Annotated in this window: 20 protein-coding genes; 8 read left to right on the top strand and 12 right to left on the bottom strand. The window is 55.4% G+C overall.

The genetic code is table 11. The features are described from left to right. Positions 1-4: 4 nt before the first annotated feature. Together K5Y33_RS11525 and K5Y33_RS11520 are read right to left on the bottom strand one after the other, a co-directional pair. Positions 5-1,222 carry an MFS transporter gene (locus K5Y33_RS11525; RefSeq protein WP_101761412.1) on the bottom strand — a complete coding sequence of 406 codons (1,218 nt, stop codon included), beginning with the start codon at positions 1,220-1,222 and terminating at the stop codon, positions 5-7. 79 nt (positions 1,223-1,301) lie between these two features. Beyond that, a complete protein-coding gene (locus tag K5Y33_RS11520) occupies positions 1,302-2,300 on the bottom strand; it encodes a GlxA family transcriptional regulator (protein ID WP_255610298.1) in 999 nt (332 codons plus the stop codon). A 108-nt stretch (positions 2,301-2,408) separates the two neighbouring features. Here K5Y33_RS11520 and K5Y33_RS11515 point away from each other — a divergent pair, with 108 nt between their 5' ends. Further along, positions 2,409-3,245, top strand: coding sequence for an alpha/beta fold hydrolase (locus tag K5Y33_RS11515; RefSeq protein WP_222233999.1), 837 nt, complete (start codon positions 2,409-2,411; stop codon positions 3,243-3,245). A gap of 80 nt (positions 3,246-3,325) precedes the next feature. Here the strand turns inward: K5Y33_RS11515 and K5Y33_RS11510 are convergent, their stop codons facing one another. Continuing rightward, positions 3,326-4,291 carry a GlxA family transcriptional regulator gene (locus tag K5Y33_RS11510; RefSeq protein WP_222233998.1) on the bottom strand — a complete coding sequence of 322 codons (966 nt, stop codon included), beginning with the start codon at positions 4,289-4,291 and terminating at the stop codon, positions 3,326-3,328. A 113-nt stretch (positions 4,292-4,404) separates the two neighbouring features. On the opposite strand from K5Y33_RS11510, the gene K5Y33_RS11505 reads away from it, so the two are divergent. Continuing rightward, positions 4,405-5,046 carry an HD domain-containing protein gene (locus K5Y33_RS11505; protein WP_101761416.1) on the top strand — a complete coding sequence of 214 codons (642 nt, stop codon included), beginning with the start codon at positions 4,405-4,407 and terminating at the stop codon, positions 5,044-5,046. Here K5Y33_RS11505 and K5Y33_RS11500 read toward each other — a convergent pair. Then, positions 5,018-6,241, bottom strand: coding sequence for an MFS transporter (locus K5Y33_RS11500; protein WP_222233997.1), 1,224 nt, complete (start codon positions 6,239-6,241; stop codon positions 5,018-5,020). The two genes, K5Y33_RS11505 and K5Y33_RS11500, sit on opposite strands and share 29 nt — an antisense overlap. Before the next feature lie 137 nt (positions 6,242-6,378). On the opposite strand from K5Y33_RS11500, the gene K5Y33_RS11495 reads away from it, so the two are divergent. After that, on the top strand, positions 6,379-7,002 hold the full coding sequence (locus tag K5Y33_RS11495; protein ID WP_222233996.1) for a TetR/AcrR family transcriptional regulator: 624 nt from the start codon (positions 6,379-6,381) through the stop codon (positions 7,000-7,002). 5 nt (positions 7,003-7,007) lie between these two features. On the opposite strand, the gene K5Y33_RS11490 is transcribed toward K5Y33_RS11495, so the two are convergent. Further along, complete coding sequence (locus K5Y33_RS11490) at positions 7,008-8,123, bottom strand: metallophosphoesterase (RefSeq protein WP_222234331.1); 1,116 nt, start codon at positions 8,121-8,123, stop codon at positions 7,008-7,010. 88 nt (positions 8,124-8,211) lie between these two features. Beyond that, positions 8,212-8,568: a MerR family transcriptional regulator gene (locus tag K5Y33_RS11485; protein ID WP_110866970.1), complete on the bottom strand. Its 357-nt coding sequence runs from the start codon at positions 8,566-8,568 to the stop codon at positions 8,212-8,214. Positions 8,569-8,653: 85 nt separating this feature from the next. Here K5Y33_RS11485 and K5Y33_RS11480 point away from each other — a divergent pair, with 85 nt between their 5' ends. Both K5Y33_RS11480 and K5Y33_RS11475 read left to right on the top strand, forming a co-directional pair. Next, positions 8,654-9,538: an alpha/beta fold hydrolase gene (locus K5Y33_RS11480; RefSeq protein WP_222233995.1), complete on the top strand. Its 885-nt coding sequence runs from the start codon at positions 8,654-8,656 to the stop codon at positions 9,536-9,538. Between the two features lie 56 nt (positions 9,539-9,594). Continuing rightward, the gene (locus K5Y33_RS11475; protein ID WP_222233994.1) at positions 9,595-9,948 is read left to right on the top strand and encodes an MmcQ/YjbR family DNA-binding protein; all 354 of its coding nucleotides are present in this window, start codon (positions 9,595-9,597) and stop codon (positions 9,946-9,948) included. Here K5Y33_RS11475 and cybB read toward each other — a convergent pair. Together cybB and K5Y33_RS11465 are read right to left on the bottom strand one after the other, a co-directional pair. Further along, positions 9,932-10,486, bottom strand: a complete 555-nt coding sequence (gene cybB, locus K5Y33_RS11470) for a cytochrome b561 (RefSeq protein WP_192234985.1) — start codon at positions 10,484-10,486, stop codon at positions 9,932-9,934. The genes K5Y33_RS11475 and cybB overlap by 17 nt on opposite strands. A gap of 91 nt (positions 10,487-10,577) precedes the next feature. Next, a complete protein-coding gene (locus K5Y33_RS11465) occupies positions 10,578-11,072 on the bottom strand; it encodes a MarR family winged helix-turn-helix transcriptional regulator (RefSeq protein ID WP_101761421.1) in 495 nt (164 codons plus the stop codon). Positions 11,073-11,276: 204 nt separating this feature from the next. Here K5Y33_RS11465 and K5Y33_RS11460 point away from each other — a divergent pair, with 204 nt between their 5' ends. Then, positions 11,277-12,425, top strand: a complete 1,149-nt coding sequence (locus K5Y33_RS11460) for an MFS transporter (protein ID WP_370634121.1) — start codon at positions 11,277-11,279, stop codon at positions 12,423-12,425. 87 nt (positions 12,426-12,512) lie between these two features. Further along, positions 12,513-12,935, top strand: a complete 423-nt coding sequence (locus K5Y33_RS11455) for an NUDIX hydrolase (protein ID WP_217548103.1) — start codon at positions 12,513-12,515, stop codon at positions 12,933-12,935. Here K5Y33_RS11455 and K5Y33_RS11450 read toward each other — a convergent pair. From K5Y33_RS11450 to K5Y33_RS11440, 3 genes are all read right to left on the bottom strand, one after another. After that, positions 12,922-13,293 carry a RidA family protein gene (locus tag K5Y33_RS11450; RefSeq protein WP_110866963.1) on the bottom strand — a complete coding sequence of 124 codons (372 nt, stop codon included), beginning with the start codon at positions 13,291-13,293 and terminating at the stop codon, positions 12,922-12,924. The two genes, K5Y33_RS11455 and K5Y33_RS11450, sit on opposite strands and share 14 nt — an antisense overlap. A gap of 10 nt (positions 13,294-13,303) precedes the next feature. After that, entirely contained in the window at positions 13,304-13,768 is a 465-nt protein-coding gene (locus K5Y33_RS11445; protein ID WP_222233993.1) for a GNAT family N-acetyltransferase, read from the bottom strand. Between the two features lie 85 nt (positions 13,769-13,853). Continuing rightward, the gene (locus K5Y33_RS11440) at positions 13,854-14,600 is read right to left on the bottom strand and encodes an SDR family oxidoreductase (protein WP_222233992.1); all 747 of its coding nucleotides are present in this window, start codon (positions 14,598-14,600) and stop codon (positions 13,854-13,856) included. Between the two features lie 99 nt (positions 14,601-14,699). On the opposite strand from K5Y33_RS11440, the gene K5Y33_RS11435 reads away from it, so the two are divergent. Then, the gene (locus K5Y33_RS11435) at positions 14,700-15,602 is read left to right on the top strand and encodes an AraC family transcriptional regulator (protein ID WP_222233991.1); all 903 of its coding nucleotides are present in this window, start codon (positions 14,700-14,702) and stop codon (positions 15,600-15,602) included. On the opposite strand, the gene K5Y33_RS11430 is transcribed toward K5Y33_RS11435, so the two are convergent. After that, positions 15,599-15,928, bottom strand: a complete 330-nt coding sequence (locus K5Y33_RS11430; RefSeq protein WP_101761428.1) for a DUF2000 domain-containing protein — start codon at positions 15,926-15,928, stop codon at positions 15,599-15,601. The two genes, K5Y33_RS11435 and K5Y33_RS11430, sit on opposite strands and share 4 nt — an antisense overlap. Positions 15,929-16,117 lie beyond the last annotated feature (189 nt).

Here is a 16,117-nt window from a genome sequence, read left to right as displayed (position 1 = left end):
TCAGCTAAGAACGCGCTGAGCGTGGCACGCCGTTTTTCTCTGAATAACGGCTGCCTATCCACCAGGTGATCAGCGCCGCCAGGGCAATTGCGCCTAGCACGGCAAACGCACTGCGATAGGAATAGGCTGCGGCAATGTTTCCCGCCAACGCGGGACTCATTGCCGCGCCGACGCCCTGCATGAGCATGATAAAACCCTGACCCGCATTGGTATGTCCGCTGCCCTCAAGCACCTTCACGATATAACCCGGCACCGCCACGCCCAGCAGACCCGCCGCTACGCCATCCAGAATCTGTACCGGAATCATGAAATAAGCGCCGTCAAAAGCGGAGGCAATCAACGCACGTAACGGCAGCACCAGCAGCGCCGCCGTGATCAGCACGGGATAGCCAAAACGCGGTGCGTGACGTGCAGCATACAGCGCCATGGGAATCATCACACATTGTGAAATAACCACCGTGGCGGCAGCATAAAGTCCGGGGCTGATGGCTGCATTGTGCGCTGCCGCCACCCGCAGGCTCAGCATAGGTAACAGCGCGGCATTGCCAAGATGGAAGAGTAACAGCGTGACTCCCGTGATAATGACGGCAGGATTACGGGCAATCTGATAAAGACGTGGGACGTTGCTGGCCGATTCGCTGCCAGAAAGCCCGCGCGCGGCAAGGTTATCGATGTCGTTATGACGAATAGCCAGCACGGCTGCACCTGCGCACAGCGCCATCGTCGTCATGAGTACAAACACCGCACCCGTGCCCCACAACCACACTGAAGCACCCGCAATAATGGCGGCTGTCATATTTCCGCCGTGGTTGAAGGCTTCATTTCTCCCCATTTGATGGCTAAATCCTTGCGGACCGGCCAGGCCAAGGGTAATACCCGTCAACATCGGCGCGATGAGCGCGGCGGAAAGGCCAGTCACAATCTGCGATAAAACCACGATCCATCCCTGATGGAAATACCACAGCAGCAAGGTGGATAGGGTGATCAGGAGTGAACCGATGAGCAGCAACGATCGTTTATGGCGAGTAGCGTCTGTGGCTAAACCCGCCGGCAGGGTGGCAACCAGCCCTGCAAGGCCACCGGCGGTCATCACCCAGCCAATATCTCCTGCATTCCAGTGGCGTTCTGTCAGAAATATGCCGAGAAAAGGCCCAAGACCATCTCGTACGTCAGCCATAAAAAAGTTAACCAGACACAGAGCCTGAAGCGAACGCAGTGGCATAGGAATCCTTAGCAAGTAATCGGAACGGGACGAACGTAATCATGGCAGGAAAACGGCAATTTTCCTGCTGTGATGGGCGTTAATTATGTTGCCGGGTACCAAACCGCTGCCGATACTGGCCGGGCGTGACGCCGGTGAGTTTGCGGAAAATTTTGCGGAAAGCGGAAGGGTCGCTGTAACCGATCTCCCAGGCGATCTGATCGACCGAACGATTACTCAGCTCCAGCGCGTCGCGCGCTTTCATAATGCGTACCTGCTGCAAATAATCCGTTGGCCGCAGGCCGGTCGCTTTCTGGAAATGGCGCAGAAAAGTACGTGGCGTCATGCTTGCCAGCGCCGACATGCTCTCAATGCTGTGCTGCTCGGCGACATGGGCATGAAGATGATGCTGCGCGCGCAGAATCTGGCTATCACCGTGATCGAAATTGGGGATAAATGCCGAATAGGTGCTTTGCTCGCGTCGCGGCGGGTCGATCAGTAAAAAGCGTGAGGTCGCCAGCATGGTGCCGGTGCCGAGCACTTTTTCGATCAGCGTTAAACCCAAATCGGTCCACGCCAAAATCCCACCGGCGGTAATAATGTCGCCATCGTCAATCACCATATTTTCCACCGCGACGTCTACCGCAGGAAAACGCTCCGACAGCGTCTGCGCAAAGGCCCAGTGCGTGGTGGCGCGACGGTGATCGATCAGTCCGGTTTCGGCCAGCACAAAGGCACCGGCGCACACCGAACAGAGCGTTACGCCTGCGTCATAAAGCTCACTCATCCAGTCGGCGGGCACCTTCATGGGCACCATTTTCGCTGGCACCACCAGACTTGGCGGCGCAATCACGTGGCTCAAGCGATGTGCTGTATCGGGATGGCTATCCCAGACGCAAACCATGTGATCGCTGTGCGCATCGATCTGCCAATGTGAAACACGAATCGTCCGCTTGCGCTCTTCACCCGATATATTCTCGGCCCATTCCGCAGCAATCCTGAACATATCGGTTAAGCCATATATCGCCGCGAGTTGGCAATCGGGATAGATCACCAAGCCAATCTCCACGACAACGCTGTTTTCATCAGTTTTTATCATTTGTCAGTTACGGCCCTTAATGTGTCATATTTGACAATATTAGCCGCTGCCGCTTTCCATAACAATAAGCCCATCGAACGCAGACAATCACATACAGAGGACTTACTCATGAGCAACGGCATCATCACCACTCAAGACGGTACCAAAATCTTTTACAAAGACTGGGGCCCAAAAAACGCCCAACCGGTAGTGTTTCATCACGGCTGGCCGTTAAGCGCCGATGACTGGGACAATCAAATGTTGTTCTTCCTGGCACAAGGTTATCGCGTTATCGCCCACGACCGTCGCGGCCACGGACGTTCCGACCAAACCGCTAGCGGCAATGATATGACCACATACGCCGCTGACGTGGCAGAACTGGCCAAAGCGCTTGACCTGCGCAATGCCATCCATATCGGTCACTCTACCGGTGGCGGCGAAGTGGCGCGTTATGTGGCGCATGCCGAAAAAGGTCGCGTGGCGAAAGCAGTGTTGATGGGCGCCGTGCCACCAATCATGTTGCAAACCGCCGCCAATCCTGAAGGTTTGCCAAAAGAAGTGTTTGACGGTTTCCGCTCGGCGCTAACCGCTAACCGCGCGCAGTTCTTTATCGATGTGCCAGCGGGGCCGTTCTACGGCTTTAACCGTCCGGGTGCGAAAGTGAGCCAGGGTTTGATCGATAACTGGTGGCGTCAGGGCATGGCGGGCGGCGCTAAGGCGCAGTACGACTGTATCGCTGCGTTCTCGGAAACCGATTTTACCGAAGATTTAAAAGCGATCACGGTGCCGGTATTGGTGCTGCACGGGGAAGACGATCAGGTGGTGCCGATTAATGATTCGGCGCATAAGGCGATTAAGCTGCTAAAACAGGGCACGCTGAAAACCTACCCAGGCTTGTCGCACGGTATGTTCGCGACGCATCCTGAGCAGATTAATCCTGATTTGTTGGCGTTTGCGAAAGCGTAAATTACTGAGCGTGCATATCGTAGCGGCGCAATTTATTGCGCGATAAATCGCGCCGCTACGAAATATTCAATATTTTTATTTTATTCGTTATTTTCCGTCATTTTGCGGTAAGCGGCGGGTGTGATGCCGGTGACGCGGCTGAACGCCCGCCGCATCACGTCAGCGCCGGAAAATCCGCACTGTAATGCCAGCGTTTTAGCGGGCAGCGATTTATGTTCCAGCAGCTGTTTTGCTTTCGCCACGCGCTCGCGCTCCAGCCATTGTCCCGGCGTCATCCCCAATTCATTGCGGAACAATCGCGTCAGATGCCTTTCACTGATCGCCATATGTTCGGCCATCATCGCCACGGTTTTAACTTCCGCCAGATGCGAAATCACCCAACGCTGTAACTCCTGCAACGCCGAGCGGCCGCGCAACGATGCGCTGTTGCTGCGCATAAAATGCGCCTGATTGACCGGACGACGGAAAAACATCACCAGATGCGCGGCGACCTCAATCGCGACTTCACGCCCAAGATCCTCTTCCACCAGGCGCAGCGCAAGATCCAGCCCGGACGTAACGCCCGCAGCAGTGCGAACACGCCCATCTGCAACGCACAACGCATCGACATCTACGGTGATCTCCGGATAGCGCGAAGCCAGTAAAGCGGCGCTTTCCCAGTGTGTGGTGACGCGTTTTCCGGCCAGCAATCCGGTGCGCGCCAGCAGCAACGCGCCGCTGCACACCGAGCCAAAACGCTGGCTGCGCTGGCATAAACCGCTCAGCGCATGCAGCAGGTTGTCATCGGCAGCGAAATTTTCTATGCCCGGCGCGCCGGCGATCAGAAAGGTATGCGGCGCATAGTTCAGTGTTTCAGCCAGCTGCAAATCTGCGCTCAGCCGCACGCCGGATGATGCGTGAATTTCTCCGCCCTCAACTGCGATAATGCGGGGCGTGTAGATCTGCCGCTGCAGCAAACGGTTGGCTTCGGCAAACACATCCAGCGGGCCGCAAACGTCGAGTAACTGCACGCCCGGCACCGCCAGAATCGCTATTTCATGACGCATTCAATTCCTCATGTCGCAAAACATCACAATGTCTTTAATCGTCTTTATTGGGCACTTTAAGACTTTTAGCCTGCGCTCTATGGTTGAAAAAGACAACCAACAGGAGAGAAAAAATGAGCGTGAACATTACCGGCATCCGCATCCCGGACAGCAAAATGGCCCGTGAAGCGACAGAGTTTGTGCGCGATACCGAATCAGAGTTGCTCTTTAACCACTCCAGCCGCGTCTTTTACTGGGGCGCGCTAGCGGGGCAGCAGCGTGGAGTTAACGTCGATCGCGAGCTGCTGTATATCGGCTGCATGTTCCATGACATCGGCCTGACGCACGAACACTGCAGCTGCGATAAGCGTTTTGAAGTAGATAGCGCCAATGCCGCGCGGGCATTTTTGCAGGGCTACGGCATCGCCAGCAGCGATATCGACAAAGTGTGGACCGCGATTGCACTGCACACCACGCCGGGAATCCCGGAGTTTATGGCACCAGAAATAGCGCTGGTTACCGCTGGCGTGGAGATGGACGTGCTGGGCATCGGTTATGAAAAGTTCGCGGAAGAGGAGATTGTCGCCGTGACGGCGAACTATCCGCGCCCGGCGGCGTTCAAGGAGGCGATCATTCAGGCCTTTTACGATGGCATCCGGCATAAACCGGATACCACCTTTGGCAATGTAAAAGCTGATGTGATTAAGGATAAAGAGCCGGATTTCTCACCGCTCAATTTCTGTCGCGTTATCCGTCAGTCTCGCTGGCCGGGCTGAGTGAGGTTTTCGCCCGGCTGTTCGCAGCCGGGAAACCCTGCTTAGCACGCAGCGCAATTCCCAACGCGACCAACAGCAATAGCAGAATCGCCCACGGAAAAGATTGGGAGCCGACATGTTCCAGCAACATTCCGCCGGTCAAACCGCCGAGGGCGATAGCGCTGTTCCAGGTGACGACATTCATGGAGAGCGCGACATCGGCATATTCGCCGGCGGCATCTGCCAGAGCCGTTTGCAGCAGCGTCGCGGCACCGCCGAAGGTGAGTCCCCAAACGGCTATGCCCGCATAGATCACGGCGGGTGTTGGCGTACTCAGACCAAAAATCACCGACACCGCAGCAAAGATGGAGAGTGACAGCAGCACCGCTTTGCGCAGATGCGTATCAATGATCTTACCGGTGATGAATATTCCCCCCAATGCCGCCATACCAAAGATCAGCAGCACCACATCCACGCGATCTGCCAGACCGGCTGAAGCAATGAACGGTGCAATGTAGGTGTAGAGAATGTTATGCGCCAGCATCCAGGTCAGCACCACACCCAGCACGGCACCTACGCCGGGGAGGCGTAATACTGCGCCGAGCGGCATTTTTTGCGTGGCAGATTGGCCGGGATAGTTCGGCACGGCCAGCAAAATCCAGCCGATAAGAATGAGAGAGAGACCCGACATGGCGGCAAATGTCAGACGCCATCCCAGCAACGAACCCATCCATGTGCCTGCCGGAACACCGAGTGAAAGAGCGATTGGCGTGCCCACCATAGCGAGCGCCAATGCACGTCCCTGCAGCGATGGAACAACCATTCTTCGCGCATAGCCCGCAATCAGACTCCACGCCAAACCGGCTGACGCACCAGCAAAAAATCGTGCTATTAAGATGATGACAACGTCAGAAGAGACGGCGGTAAGAGTGTTAAACAGCAGAAATCCGCACACGGTGCTCAGCAGCACAACCCGGCGCGACCAGCTTCGGGTAAGCAATGTGAGCGGAATCGCGGCCAGTAGCGAACCGGCTGCATAGGCAGTAACCCATTGACCGGCCAGCGAGGGGGAAATATTAAGGCCCTGACTGATTTGTGGCAGCAATCCGGCGGGTATGGTTTCAGTCAGGATGCAGATAAAACCTGCCATTGCGAGCGCCAAAAGCGCCAGGATTGGCAGCCGTTGGGCTTCTTCGTGCTTAAACGTTGAATTCATTATTTAGCCTGCTCTTGATTTGCAACAGCGCCGCGAAGCGCCATGGATATATGTATCGATCGGTATTTATATTGCGGAGGTGAGCTGTGCGTTGTCAATGAATTCTGTATCGATTAGTATAAATGGCGGAGGATGTGATGATGAGAACAGGCAGACCAAGACAATTTGATCGGGATGAAGCGGTGATCAAAGCGATGCACCTTTTCTGGGAAAACGGCTATGAATCAACCTCACTGGCGCAGCTCAAAGCCTCAATAGGCAAAGGCATCACCGCGCCAAGCTTCTACGCCGCGTTTGGATCGAAAGAGGCACTCTTTGCTGAAGCCGTGAACTGTTATTTGCAAACCCATGCTCAGGTCACGGAAGCTTTGTGGGATACCCGCGTGCCCGCTCGGCAGGCGCTGGAAACCGCGCTGCTCAACTCCGCCAGAATGCAGTACGATCCTGCGCATCCGCGTGGATGCATGGTTGCGCTAAGCGTGATGTCTTCCTGTTCTGAGGAAAATCGCCACGTGCTTAAACCGCTTGAAGCATCGCGCATGCGCACCCGTGAAGGGATCAGGCATTGCGTTGAAAGAGGGATCGGTAGCGGTGAGTTGCGGGATGAGGAGGAGACGCTTTCGCTGGCGGTCAGCTTCAACAGTTTTATGCTGGGGATCTCAACCCTGGCGCGCGATGAAGTTCCTCTCCACGAGGTTGAGCGCGGAATCGCGCAGATGATGAGATTGTGGGATGCCTCGCGGGCAATCCCACAATCTTAAGGGCGTCACGGTTTGCGCTGCAGCGTAATGCGGGTCAACTCTGAGGGGCGGCCCAAACGCACCGCCATGCCAGGCCACAGCGCGGTACCATTGTTGACGTAGAGCTGCATGCCGTCGACCTGATACAAACCCGACACGAAGCCCGCGTTGGGTTTGGCAAACAGGCGATCAAAGCCAATAATTAGCCCGCCGTGCGTGTGGCCGGACAGCTGCAAATCGATGTTTTTCAGTGCGTTTTGCCGGGCGTTGCGCGGCTGGTGGTCGAGCAAGATCACCGGAGCGTCTTCCGGCGCACCGGCCAGCGCCAGTTCCAAATCGGGGCCAACTGCGCCACGTCGTGCTGCTGACGTATCCGGCATGCCGGCGATCACCAGCTCGGCGTTATCGCGCTTAATCACCATATGGCGATTGAGTAACGGCTCCAAACCTAGCGACGCCAGATGTGCGGTCCAGCGCTCCTGCTCAAAGAAATATTCGTGATTGCCGGTGGTGGCGAAAACGCCATCGCGCGCGTGTAATCCGCGCAGCGGTTCGACGTCCGCACGACGGTTCTGCAGCGTACCGTCAATCACATCGCCGGTGACCAGAATCAGGTCGACGTCCAGCGTCATGGCTTTTTGCACTAGCGCGCGCGTCCATTTCTCATTAAAAAGTTTGGTGATGTGCATGTCCGTTAACTGCAACAGTTGATAGCCTTCGAATTCGCGCGGAAGGTTGTCGATTTCGATGGTCACATCTTTGATGGGCGGAACGCGGATAGCCTGATAAACGCCAACCGTGGCCAAAATCAAGGCAAACGCCGCCGCCACATAACGCACCGCGGGTACGATTTCGAACGGATGGCGGAACAACAGTGAAACCAGCGCCACCCCATCAATCACAAACTGCGTCAGCGCGAGGAATAAAACGGCGCTGAAACCCCAGTTGAACAGGATGACGATGGCGCGCGGCATTTCCGGCGAAAACATGCTGCCAGAGGTAAAACGGCTCACCAGCAGATATTGCGAAGCCAGCAACACCAGCAGAGAAAGGATGATTTTTAACAGCAAGGGCATGGCTAACGGGAACAAAAATCGGGCGATCACATACCAGCTGGGTATGCTGAAAATCAGATGGAACATCATTCACTTTCCTGGTCTAAGAGCGCTGATTTAGCGCAAAAATTTATCCGCAAAGAACATTACTGACCGCCCTGTTGATAAAACCGCATCATCGGGTGATGCCTTCAGCCAGCGTGGCCATCAGCAATGCCCGACGAGATTCGAGTTCACTAATTTGGCGTTCAATATCCGCCAGTCGCTTATATTGCACAGCCTGAGTTTCCGGGCAGAATGCTGCCCCTTCGATCATGCGCATGCAATCCGGAAAAGAGCAGATTTCGGCAATGCTGAAACCGGTATTGATGAGCCGTTGAATCTGGCGCACCTGGGTTATCGCCTGTGGTGGGAAAAAACGGTATCCATTGCAGGCACGTGTTGAAGTTAGCAGATGATGGCGATCGTAATGACGAATGGCGCGCACGCTCACGCCTGTCTCTCTTGCCAGCTCTCCAATTGATAACTGCATAAGTGACTCCCCATAAAGCGGCTTGACTCTGACATCAGTGTCAGGGTTCAGGATAGCCGGGAATCATTCATTTAAGGAGATTTTTATGCTGTTACTTTTTAAACGCACACTGTTTATCGTCGTTCTCATGCTCTTTTCTGCCACGCTGTTCGCCGCTGAGAAGCAGTACACCATTACCGCGCCAGATGGCGTGAAGCTGGCAATACAGGAATCAGGTAATCCTGATGGTATACCTATTGTGTTTATTCATGGTTTGCTTGGTAGCCACTTAAACTGGGAAAAACAGATCAGTGATGCGCAGTTACAGCAACGCTATCGGCTGATTACATTCGATATGCGTGGTCACGGTTTATCCGACAAGCCTGAACAAGAATCAGCTTACCGCGATGGGAAACGCTGGGCCGACGATCTCCGCGCAGTAATTAATCAAAGCCATGCCAATAAGCCGTTATTAGTCGGATGGTCATTGGGCGGGGCGGTGATCACCAACTATCTGGCGGCCTATGGTGACGGTAATATCAGTGGCGCTATCTACGTCGACGGCGTGGTAGAGCTCAATCCCACGTTGATTCCGGCGCATGACGTATATGGCGCAATGGCGGCAAGTGATTTGAAAACACATCTGGATGGCGAGCGGGCTTTTCTGCAGCTGTGTTTTTACCAGCAACCTGACCGCACCACCTTTGAACGCCTGCTGGCCAACGCCGCGCTGGCTGCGTGGCCCATGCAACGAGCGGTGCCCACCATGACCATTGCATTAGAAAAAGGAGTAAAAAATGTGCGTGTGCCACTGCTATTCATCTACGGTGAGCATGATGCATTGGTGAATCCTGCTGCATCTCTCGCCAGAGTAAAGCGTATCAATTCGCGCATTCAGACACAGATGTTTGCCGATTCTGGCCATGCGCCATTTATCGAAGAACCTGCGCGTTTTAATCGAACACTGGCAACTTTTGCTTCAGCTTTATAAAGTCTCAGGGCCGCCATCTTCGGCGGCCCTTATCCCGCGTTCACCACGGAGGATGCATGCAACGCCAGCAGCTGTTCGACTACATCAATCAGCACTATCAGGTAGAACCCGATTATCCGTGGAAAAAGCACAGTGAGTATGCAGTGCTGCGTCATCCGCGGCACCGCAAATGGTTTGCGCTGGTGTTCCCGCTGGAGAGTCACAAACTCGGTTTACCGGATGGGCCGGTATTTGACGTGATGAACATTAAAGCACGACCTGAACTGATTGGGTCGCTGCGCCTGTTGCCCGGCGTTTATCCGGCTTACCACATGAACAAAGAGCATTGGCTGAGCATCACGCTGAAGAACGGCTTGCCGGATAGCGAGATTCTGGCGTTGCTGGATGACAGCTTCAGTCTGACGTTTTAGAACGCGAGCGGCGCGCAGGCATCATGCGCACTAACGTATTGTCTTTGAACAGATAATGGTGCGCCAGCGCGGCCACGGCATGAATGCCGATCAGCCAGTATCCGTAAGGCGCGAGGGTTTCATGCCAGTCCGCAATCATGTCGGCGAAATCCGGATCCGGATCGCCACTCACCGGCATCGGAATGCCAAAAATCCACCAGGTGCGGCCCATATAGAAGCGCGACAAAATGCCCAGCGTGGGCAAGACAATGAAAAACACGTAGATCGCCAGATGCATCAGATGCGCCAGACCGGTTTGCCAGTGCGGCGGCTTGGGCAAAATCGCCGGGCTGCGATGGCGGAAACGCAGCAGGATGCGTGACAGCATAATCACCAGCACACAACTTCCTGCGCTGAAGTGACCAATAATCATGGCAAAGCCTTGCCACGAACCGCGCGTCGCCAGTCCACGAAATTCCATGGTGCAATACGCAGTGACGACCAACAGGAAGGTCAACCAGTGAAGAAAAATCTGCGATGGGGCGTATTTATTGCTCATTTTTAATCCGTAAAAAGGCCTGGCGGGACGGTTACTTTAATGGAAAATGCGCTGAATGAATTCATTATTTGACACATCAGCAACAGCGTTTTTACCTTTCCGCTTCTGTTGCCACCAACAATTGACTCAGCAAGGTTTTCAGCTGCGCTTGCTGCGCTGCATCCAGCGTTTCCAGCAGGCTATTTTGCGTTTGCGTGTGTACCAGCAGGGCTTGCTCGATCTTCGCTAATCCTTCTTCAGTCAGCGCCACCAGCATGCTGCGCTTATCGTCGGGATCGGCAACGCGCACAATCGACCCCACTTCTTCCAGCCGATTGAGGCGATTGGTCATCGCGCCCGATGTCACCAGCAATGATTTATACAGCTGGGTCGGCGATAAGCGATAGGGCGCACCCGCGCGCCGCAGCGTCGCCAGCACATCAAATTCGCCATCGCGAAATCCAAACGGTGCCAGCGCTTCAGCGCGCGTTTTCGCCAGATGTTTCATGATACGCAGCATGCGACCAAATACCGCCATCGACGATGCATCCAGCTCCGGCATCGCGCTGGCCCACTGTTCAACTACAAAATCGACGTGATCGGTCAAATTGATTTCTCCAGATGCTGTTGTTGCCTGTTTGCACAATCCGTAGCGGCGCGATTCATCGCGCAATAAATTGCGCCGCTACGGATTGTGCGGTGATTAATATTCGCCATCTCATCCCCATGTGTTGCTTTGTGCGCATGGGCTGTTGCTGCTGCGAAAAGTATCTTAACGTTAAGATACTTTTAATGAGCATGGAGATGCAAAGTGAATCGTACTTTACCTGCGGTTGGGATGTTTGCCTTACTGGTTTTTGTTATCGCACTGAATTTGCGGCCGATTATGGCGGCGATGGGACCGCTCTTTCCACTCCTGCAGCGCGACGCGCAGCTCAGCGCCACGCAGCTTAGCCTGCTGACCACGTTGCCGGTCATCATGATGGGATTGGCGGCGCTGGCCGGGCCGCTGCTGTTGCGCCGGCTTGGCGAAGTGCGCGGTATCGCTGCCGGATTGCTGTTGCTGGCGCTGGCGAGCGTCGCGCGTGGGTTCGACCAATCTGCCACAGCGTTGATTACCAGCGCGCTGGTGGCGGGTTGCGGAATCGGATTGATTCAGGCCTTAATGCCAGCGCAGATCAAACGTCACTTTGGTGCGAAAGCAGGCACGCTGATGGCGCTGTTCACCACCGGGATTATGGCGGGCGCAGCGATTGCTGCCGCCAGCGCCGCACCATTGGCGAAATCGCAAGGTTTAGCGTTAACGCTGGCAATTCCTGTTGTTCCCGCAGTCATCGCGCTGTTGCTGTGGTTGACGTTTTCACGCGGCGTAACGCCAATGCAAAGCAGCCAGGCTCCACGCACTGCTCGCTCACCGCGTGCCTGGCTGTTGATGATTTTCTTTGGAATTGGCACCGGCGCGTACACGTTGGTGCTGGCGTGGCTGCCGCCATTTTACATGCAGCACGGCTGGCAACCTGAACAAAGCGGCTATGTGCTGGGTGCGCTCACGCTGACGGAAGTTGCCGCGGGTTTTGTGCTGTCGGCGTTGATTCATCGCTTCCGCGATCGTCGCTGTCCGTTGCTGGTGGTGTTAACTTTGATTCTGCTGGGCTTGATCAGTCTGCTGTGGCTTGGCGGGGCGCAGGCGTGGTTGCCTACATTGCTGCTCGGATTAGGCATTGGCGCGCTGTTCCCGCTCTCGCTGATCGTCACGCTCGATCACGCGCACACGCCGGAAGAAGCGGGCGCATTGCTATCCTTCGTGCAGGGCGGCGGTTATTTGCTGGCGGCGTTGATGCCGCTGATCGCTGGCATCGTGCGTGACCGCGCCGCCTCGCTCGATAGTGCGTGGATAATCATGAGCGTGGGCATTGTGTTGCTGATGGTGATGGCGCTGCGGTTTAAAACGCAGCGATAAACGCACGGCACAGAATGTGATAAAACGTGGGGCAATTTTTAACGCAGGGTCGTCATTTATGACGGCCTGGCAAACCAAGGAGCAACCATGTCGCCACAAGTGGGAATCGGCGTTTTAGTTTTCCGCGATGGAAAACTGTTATTAGGGCAACGCAAAGGCAGCCACGGCGCGGGCGACTGGTCTGCGCCGGGCGGGCATCTGGAGTTTGGCGAATCGCCGGAAGCCTGCGCGCGTCGCGAAGTGCTGGAAGAAACCGGCTTACAGCTTGGTAAACTGCAAAACGGCGCGTTCGTTAGCGATGTGTTTCCCGAGGTCAACAAGCACTACATTACGCTACTGATGGTGGCGCAGGACGCAATCGGTGAACCACAACTGATGGAGCCTGAAAAGTGCCACGGCTGGCAATGGTTCGCACCAGAAAATCTGCCGCAACCGCTGTTTGCGCCGCTGCGCACATGGATGGCACGCGATGGATTGGCGGCGCTGCAGGCGTTGGCTACAGGGCGATAATCGCCTCGATCTCAATCTTTAAATCCGGCGAGAAAAGTTGACTAATTTGTACCAGCGAACTCGCCGGCAGATGTTCGCCATAATGTTTAAACAGCACGCCGCGTAAGACGTTGATCTCATCAAATGAGGTGATAAAAATCGTCACCTTGATTAGCTTTTCCAGCGAACTCTTTTCTTCAGCCGCGATGGTATGCAACTGCTGGAATATAGTTTCTGCTTGTGTAGCGATATCAGCTTGCTGCGCTGGCGTACCGAAAGCGGTCAAGCCAGAGACATATAAAGTTTCATTGTGCCTTACCGCGTGCACATAAGGCGCTTTGACTTCACCCAATTGCGGATAGTTTTTACGCATCAGCATCTGCTTCTCCTTAAACAATGTTTAGAACCATCACCGTAACATCTTCATCAGCAATCTCGCGCTGCTCCACATCCTGCCAGCCGAAGCGGCGATACAGCGATTGTTGATCCGGCGTATACAGCCACAACGCGGTGATCTCACGCTGACGCGCTTCAGTAATTAAGCGCGTTACCAAGTTACTCGCCAACCCTTTTCCACGGTGTGTTGCGGCAGTAATAACTTCGCCGAGCCAAAACTCGCGCTCGGCGATATCGTGCAGTTCGTAATGGATGATGCTGGCAGTCGCCATCAATTCGCCATCGCTTGTGGTGGCCACCAGCGTCAGCGTTTTGGCCTCGGCGGCATTGCGCGCCTGTAAACGCTGCTGAATCATCGCTGCATCGCGCCAGTTGGGGAAATCCGACCATTCGCGGTACAGCATTTGGGTCACTGCATCCAAAAACTGTGGTTGTTGTGCCAGCAGACTGATGTGCATTCCGATTCCTCAAAGGTGGCGGGCGAGAGTGACAACATAGCGATGTTGGCGTTGCCAGGCAAACTAAGCTGCCTGGCAAAGTATATCAGCCCACTTCGTTCGCCAGCGCCACCGCATCTTCACCGGCGGGAATGCGCATCGGAGCATGCGGATCGGTCGCTGCACGCCACACCGCTTCGGCCACATCCAGCGCTTTGGTGGTCGGTTGCGGCTGCTGCATTGCGCTGAACACGCCATCTAACAGCGGCTGATACGGCTCAAGCTGCGTGTTCTCCATGCGCGGCGTGGCGTTTTTGCCGAAATCGGTGGTGGGCGCCAAACCCGGCAGCACCAGACGCACGTTGATGTTGAACGGCTGCAACTCCAAAGCCAGCGATTCGGTAAAGGCGTTCACCGCCGCTTTACTTGCGGTGTAAACCGCCAGCAGCGGCAGAGATTTCAGCGTCACCGTCGAGGTCACGTTGATCACCGTTCCGCCTTGTTTCGCGCGAAACTGCGGCAGCACAGCCTGCGTCAGTGCTATGGTGCCGAGCGTGTTAGTCTCAAACACGTCGCGCACTGTCGATATTGGCGTGCCTTCCAGTGATGCCAGCACGCCAATACCGGCGTTATTCACCAGCACATCAATGTCGCCCGCTGCGGCGATGGCATTTTTGATGCTGGCGGCATCGCTGACGTCCAATGGCAGCAGACGCAGATTGTCCGAGGCCGGGAATAAGTCGGCGCGCGGAGTGCGCATGGTGGCGATCACTTTCCAGCCACGTTCCAGAAAATAGAGCGCGGTGGCGTGACCAAAGCCGGAAGAACAGCCGGTGATTAAAATCGTTTTCATCTTTCACTCCTGCATTGCAATGGGGTAGACGATCACTATAGAGTCAACCGACTGGACTCACTACAATGCAACGTCCAGCTTTCATTCGCAGGAGTCCAAATGATCGATCCCTTAGCGGAGATGGTGTCACTGCTGCAGCCGCAAGCGGCGTTTTCTAAACGTGCGCGCGCTAATGGGCGCTGGCGTGTGCAGCGCAGTGAAACCGGTCAGCCGTTCTATTGTCTGGTGCTGGAAGGTCGCAGCCAGCTGAAGATGAAAGGGCATCCGCCCATCACGCTGGAGCAGGGCGATTTTGTGCTGATCCCGGCGGCATGGGAATTTTGCATGACCAGCGCCGAACCGCCCGCCGATGACGCGTCGGAAACCGTGCCACAGATGCTCGCACCCGGCGAGTTCTTGATTGGCGATCAGCAGCAGCCCGCCGACGTGCAAACCCTGATTGGCTATTGCCAGTTCGGCGCGCCCGATGCCGGATTGATTGTCTCGCTGCTGCCGCAGTTTATTCAGGTGCGCGGCGAATCGCGCCTGACCACGCTGGTGCAGTTGGTGATGGATGAGTGCCGCGCACAGCGTCCGGCGCGTCATGTGGTACTGGAACGCTTGCTGGAGCTGCTATTAATCGAAGCGCTGCGTTCGATGCCAATCTGCAATGCGTGTCCGGGCGTGATGAGCGGGTTAGCCGACGAACGGTTGGCGGCGGCAATCCGCGCCATCCATGCCAACCCTGCGCACAGCTGGACGGTGGCCGAATTGGCGAAAGCCGCCGCGCTGTCACGCTCCTCTTTCTTTGTGCGTTTCCGCGAAGCGGTTGGCGTGGCGCCGATGGTTTACCTGCTGACGTGGCGTATGGCGCTGGCGAAAAATCTGCTGCGTGGCAAAAGCATGGCGGTGGCGGAAGTGGCGGAGCGCGTCGGCTATCGCTCCGCCAGCGCCTTCAGCGTGGCATTCAGTCGCTACGTCGGCCAGCCGCCGGCGTGGTTCGCCGCCGAAGAGGATGTTTAGCGATAAAGCTTAAAATTGCCGGTTAAACGGGTAATTTTTTTCTTAGGACCGATCAAACCGATCGCCACCAACTCAATCTGATCGCTGTGCGCGTCAGCAATACGTTCGCCATACTCTTCGTACGTTTTGCAGGATTGCGCCAGCGGCGCGTAGATGACGCCGGGATAATCAACGCCATCCTGGCTTTGCTGATTCGGCCCCACCAAATTTCCTGGTAATTTGCCAAAACTAATGCCGATAATGCTGGCAGCGTTCATTGCCAATCCGGCGGGCAGTTGCTGATCAATCAAGATGGTGCAGCGATGGGTGTTTGCGTCGAAATCCATGTTGAGTATTTCACCTTGAGTGGGAATGCAAAAGTAAGCGATCGCTGGAGTATAAATTCCGCACATTTTGTAGCGGCGCGATTTATCGCGCAGTTGGAGATGCAGAGTATGTTTGTACTGCAGGAATTAAAGGGATTAGCGGCCTGGCCTTTGGCTGAATAAAAGATTCGAATAAATCACAATGAATTC

Origin of the sequence: Pantoea sp. DY-17, from assembly GCF_019795975.1 — a bacterium.
GTDB classification, from domain to species: domain Bacteria; phylum Pseudomonadota; class Gammaproteobacteria; order Enterobacterales; family Enterobacteriaceae; genus Pantoea; species Pantoea leporis.
The sequence above is the reverse complement of the archived record's forward strand: the minus strand, read 5'-3'. Positions and strand labels throughout refer to the sequence as shown.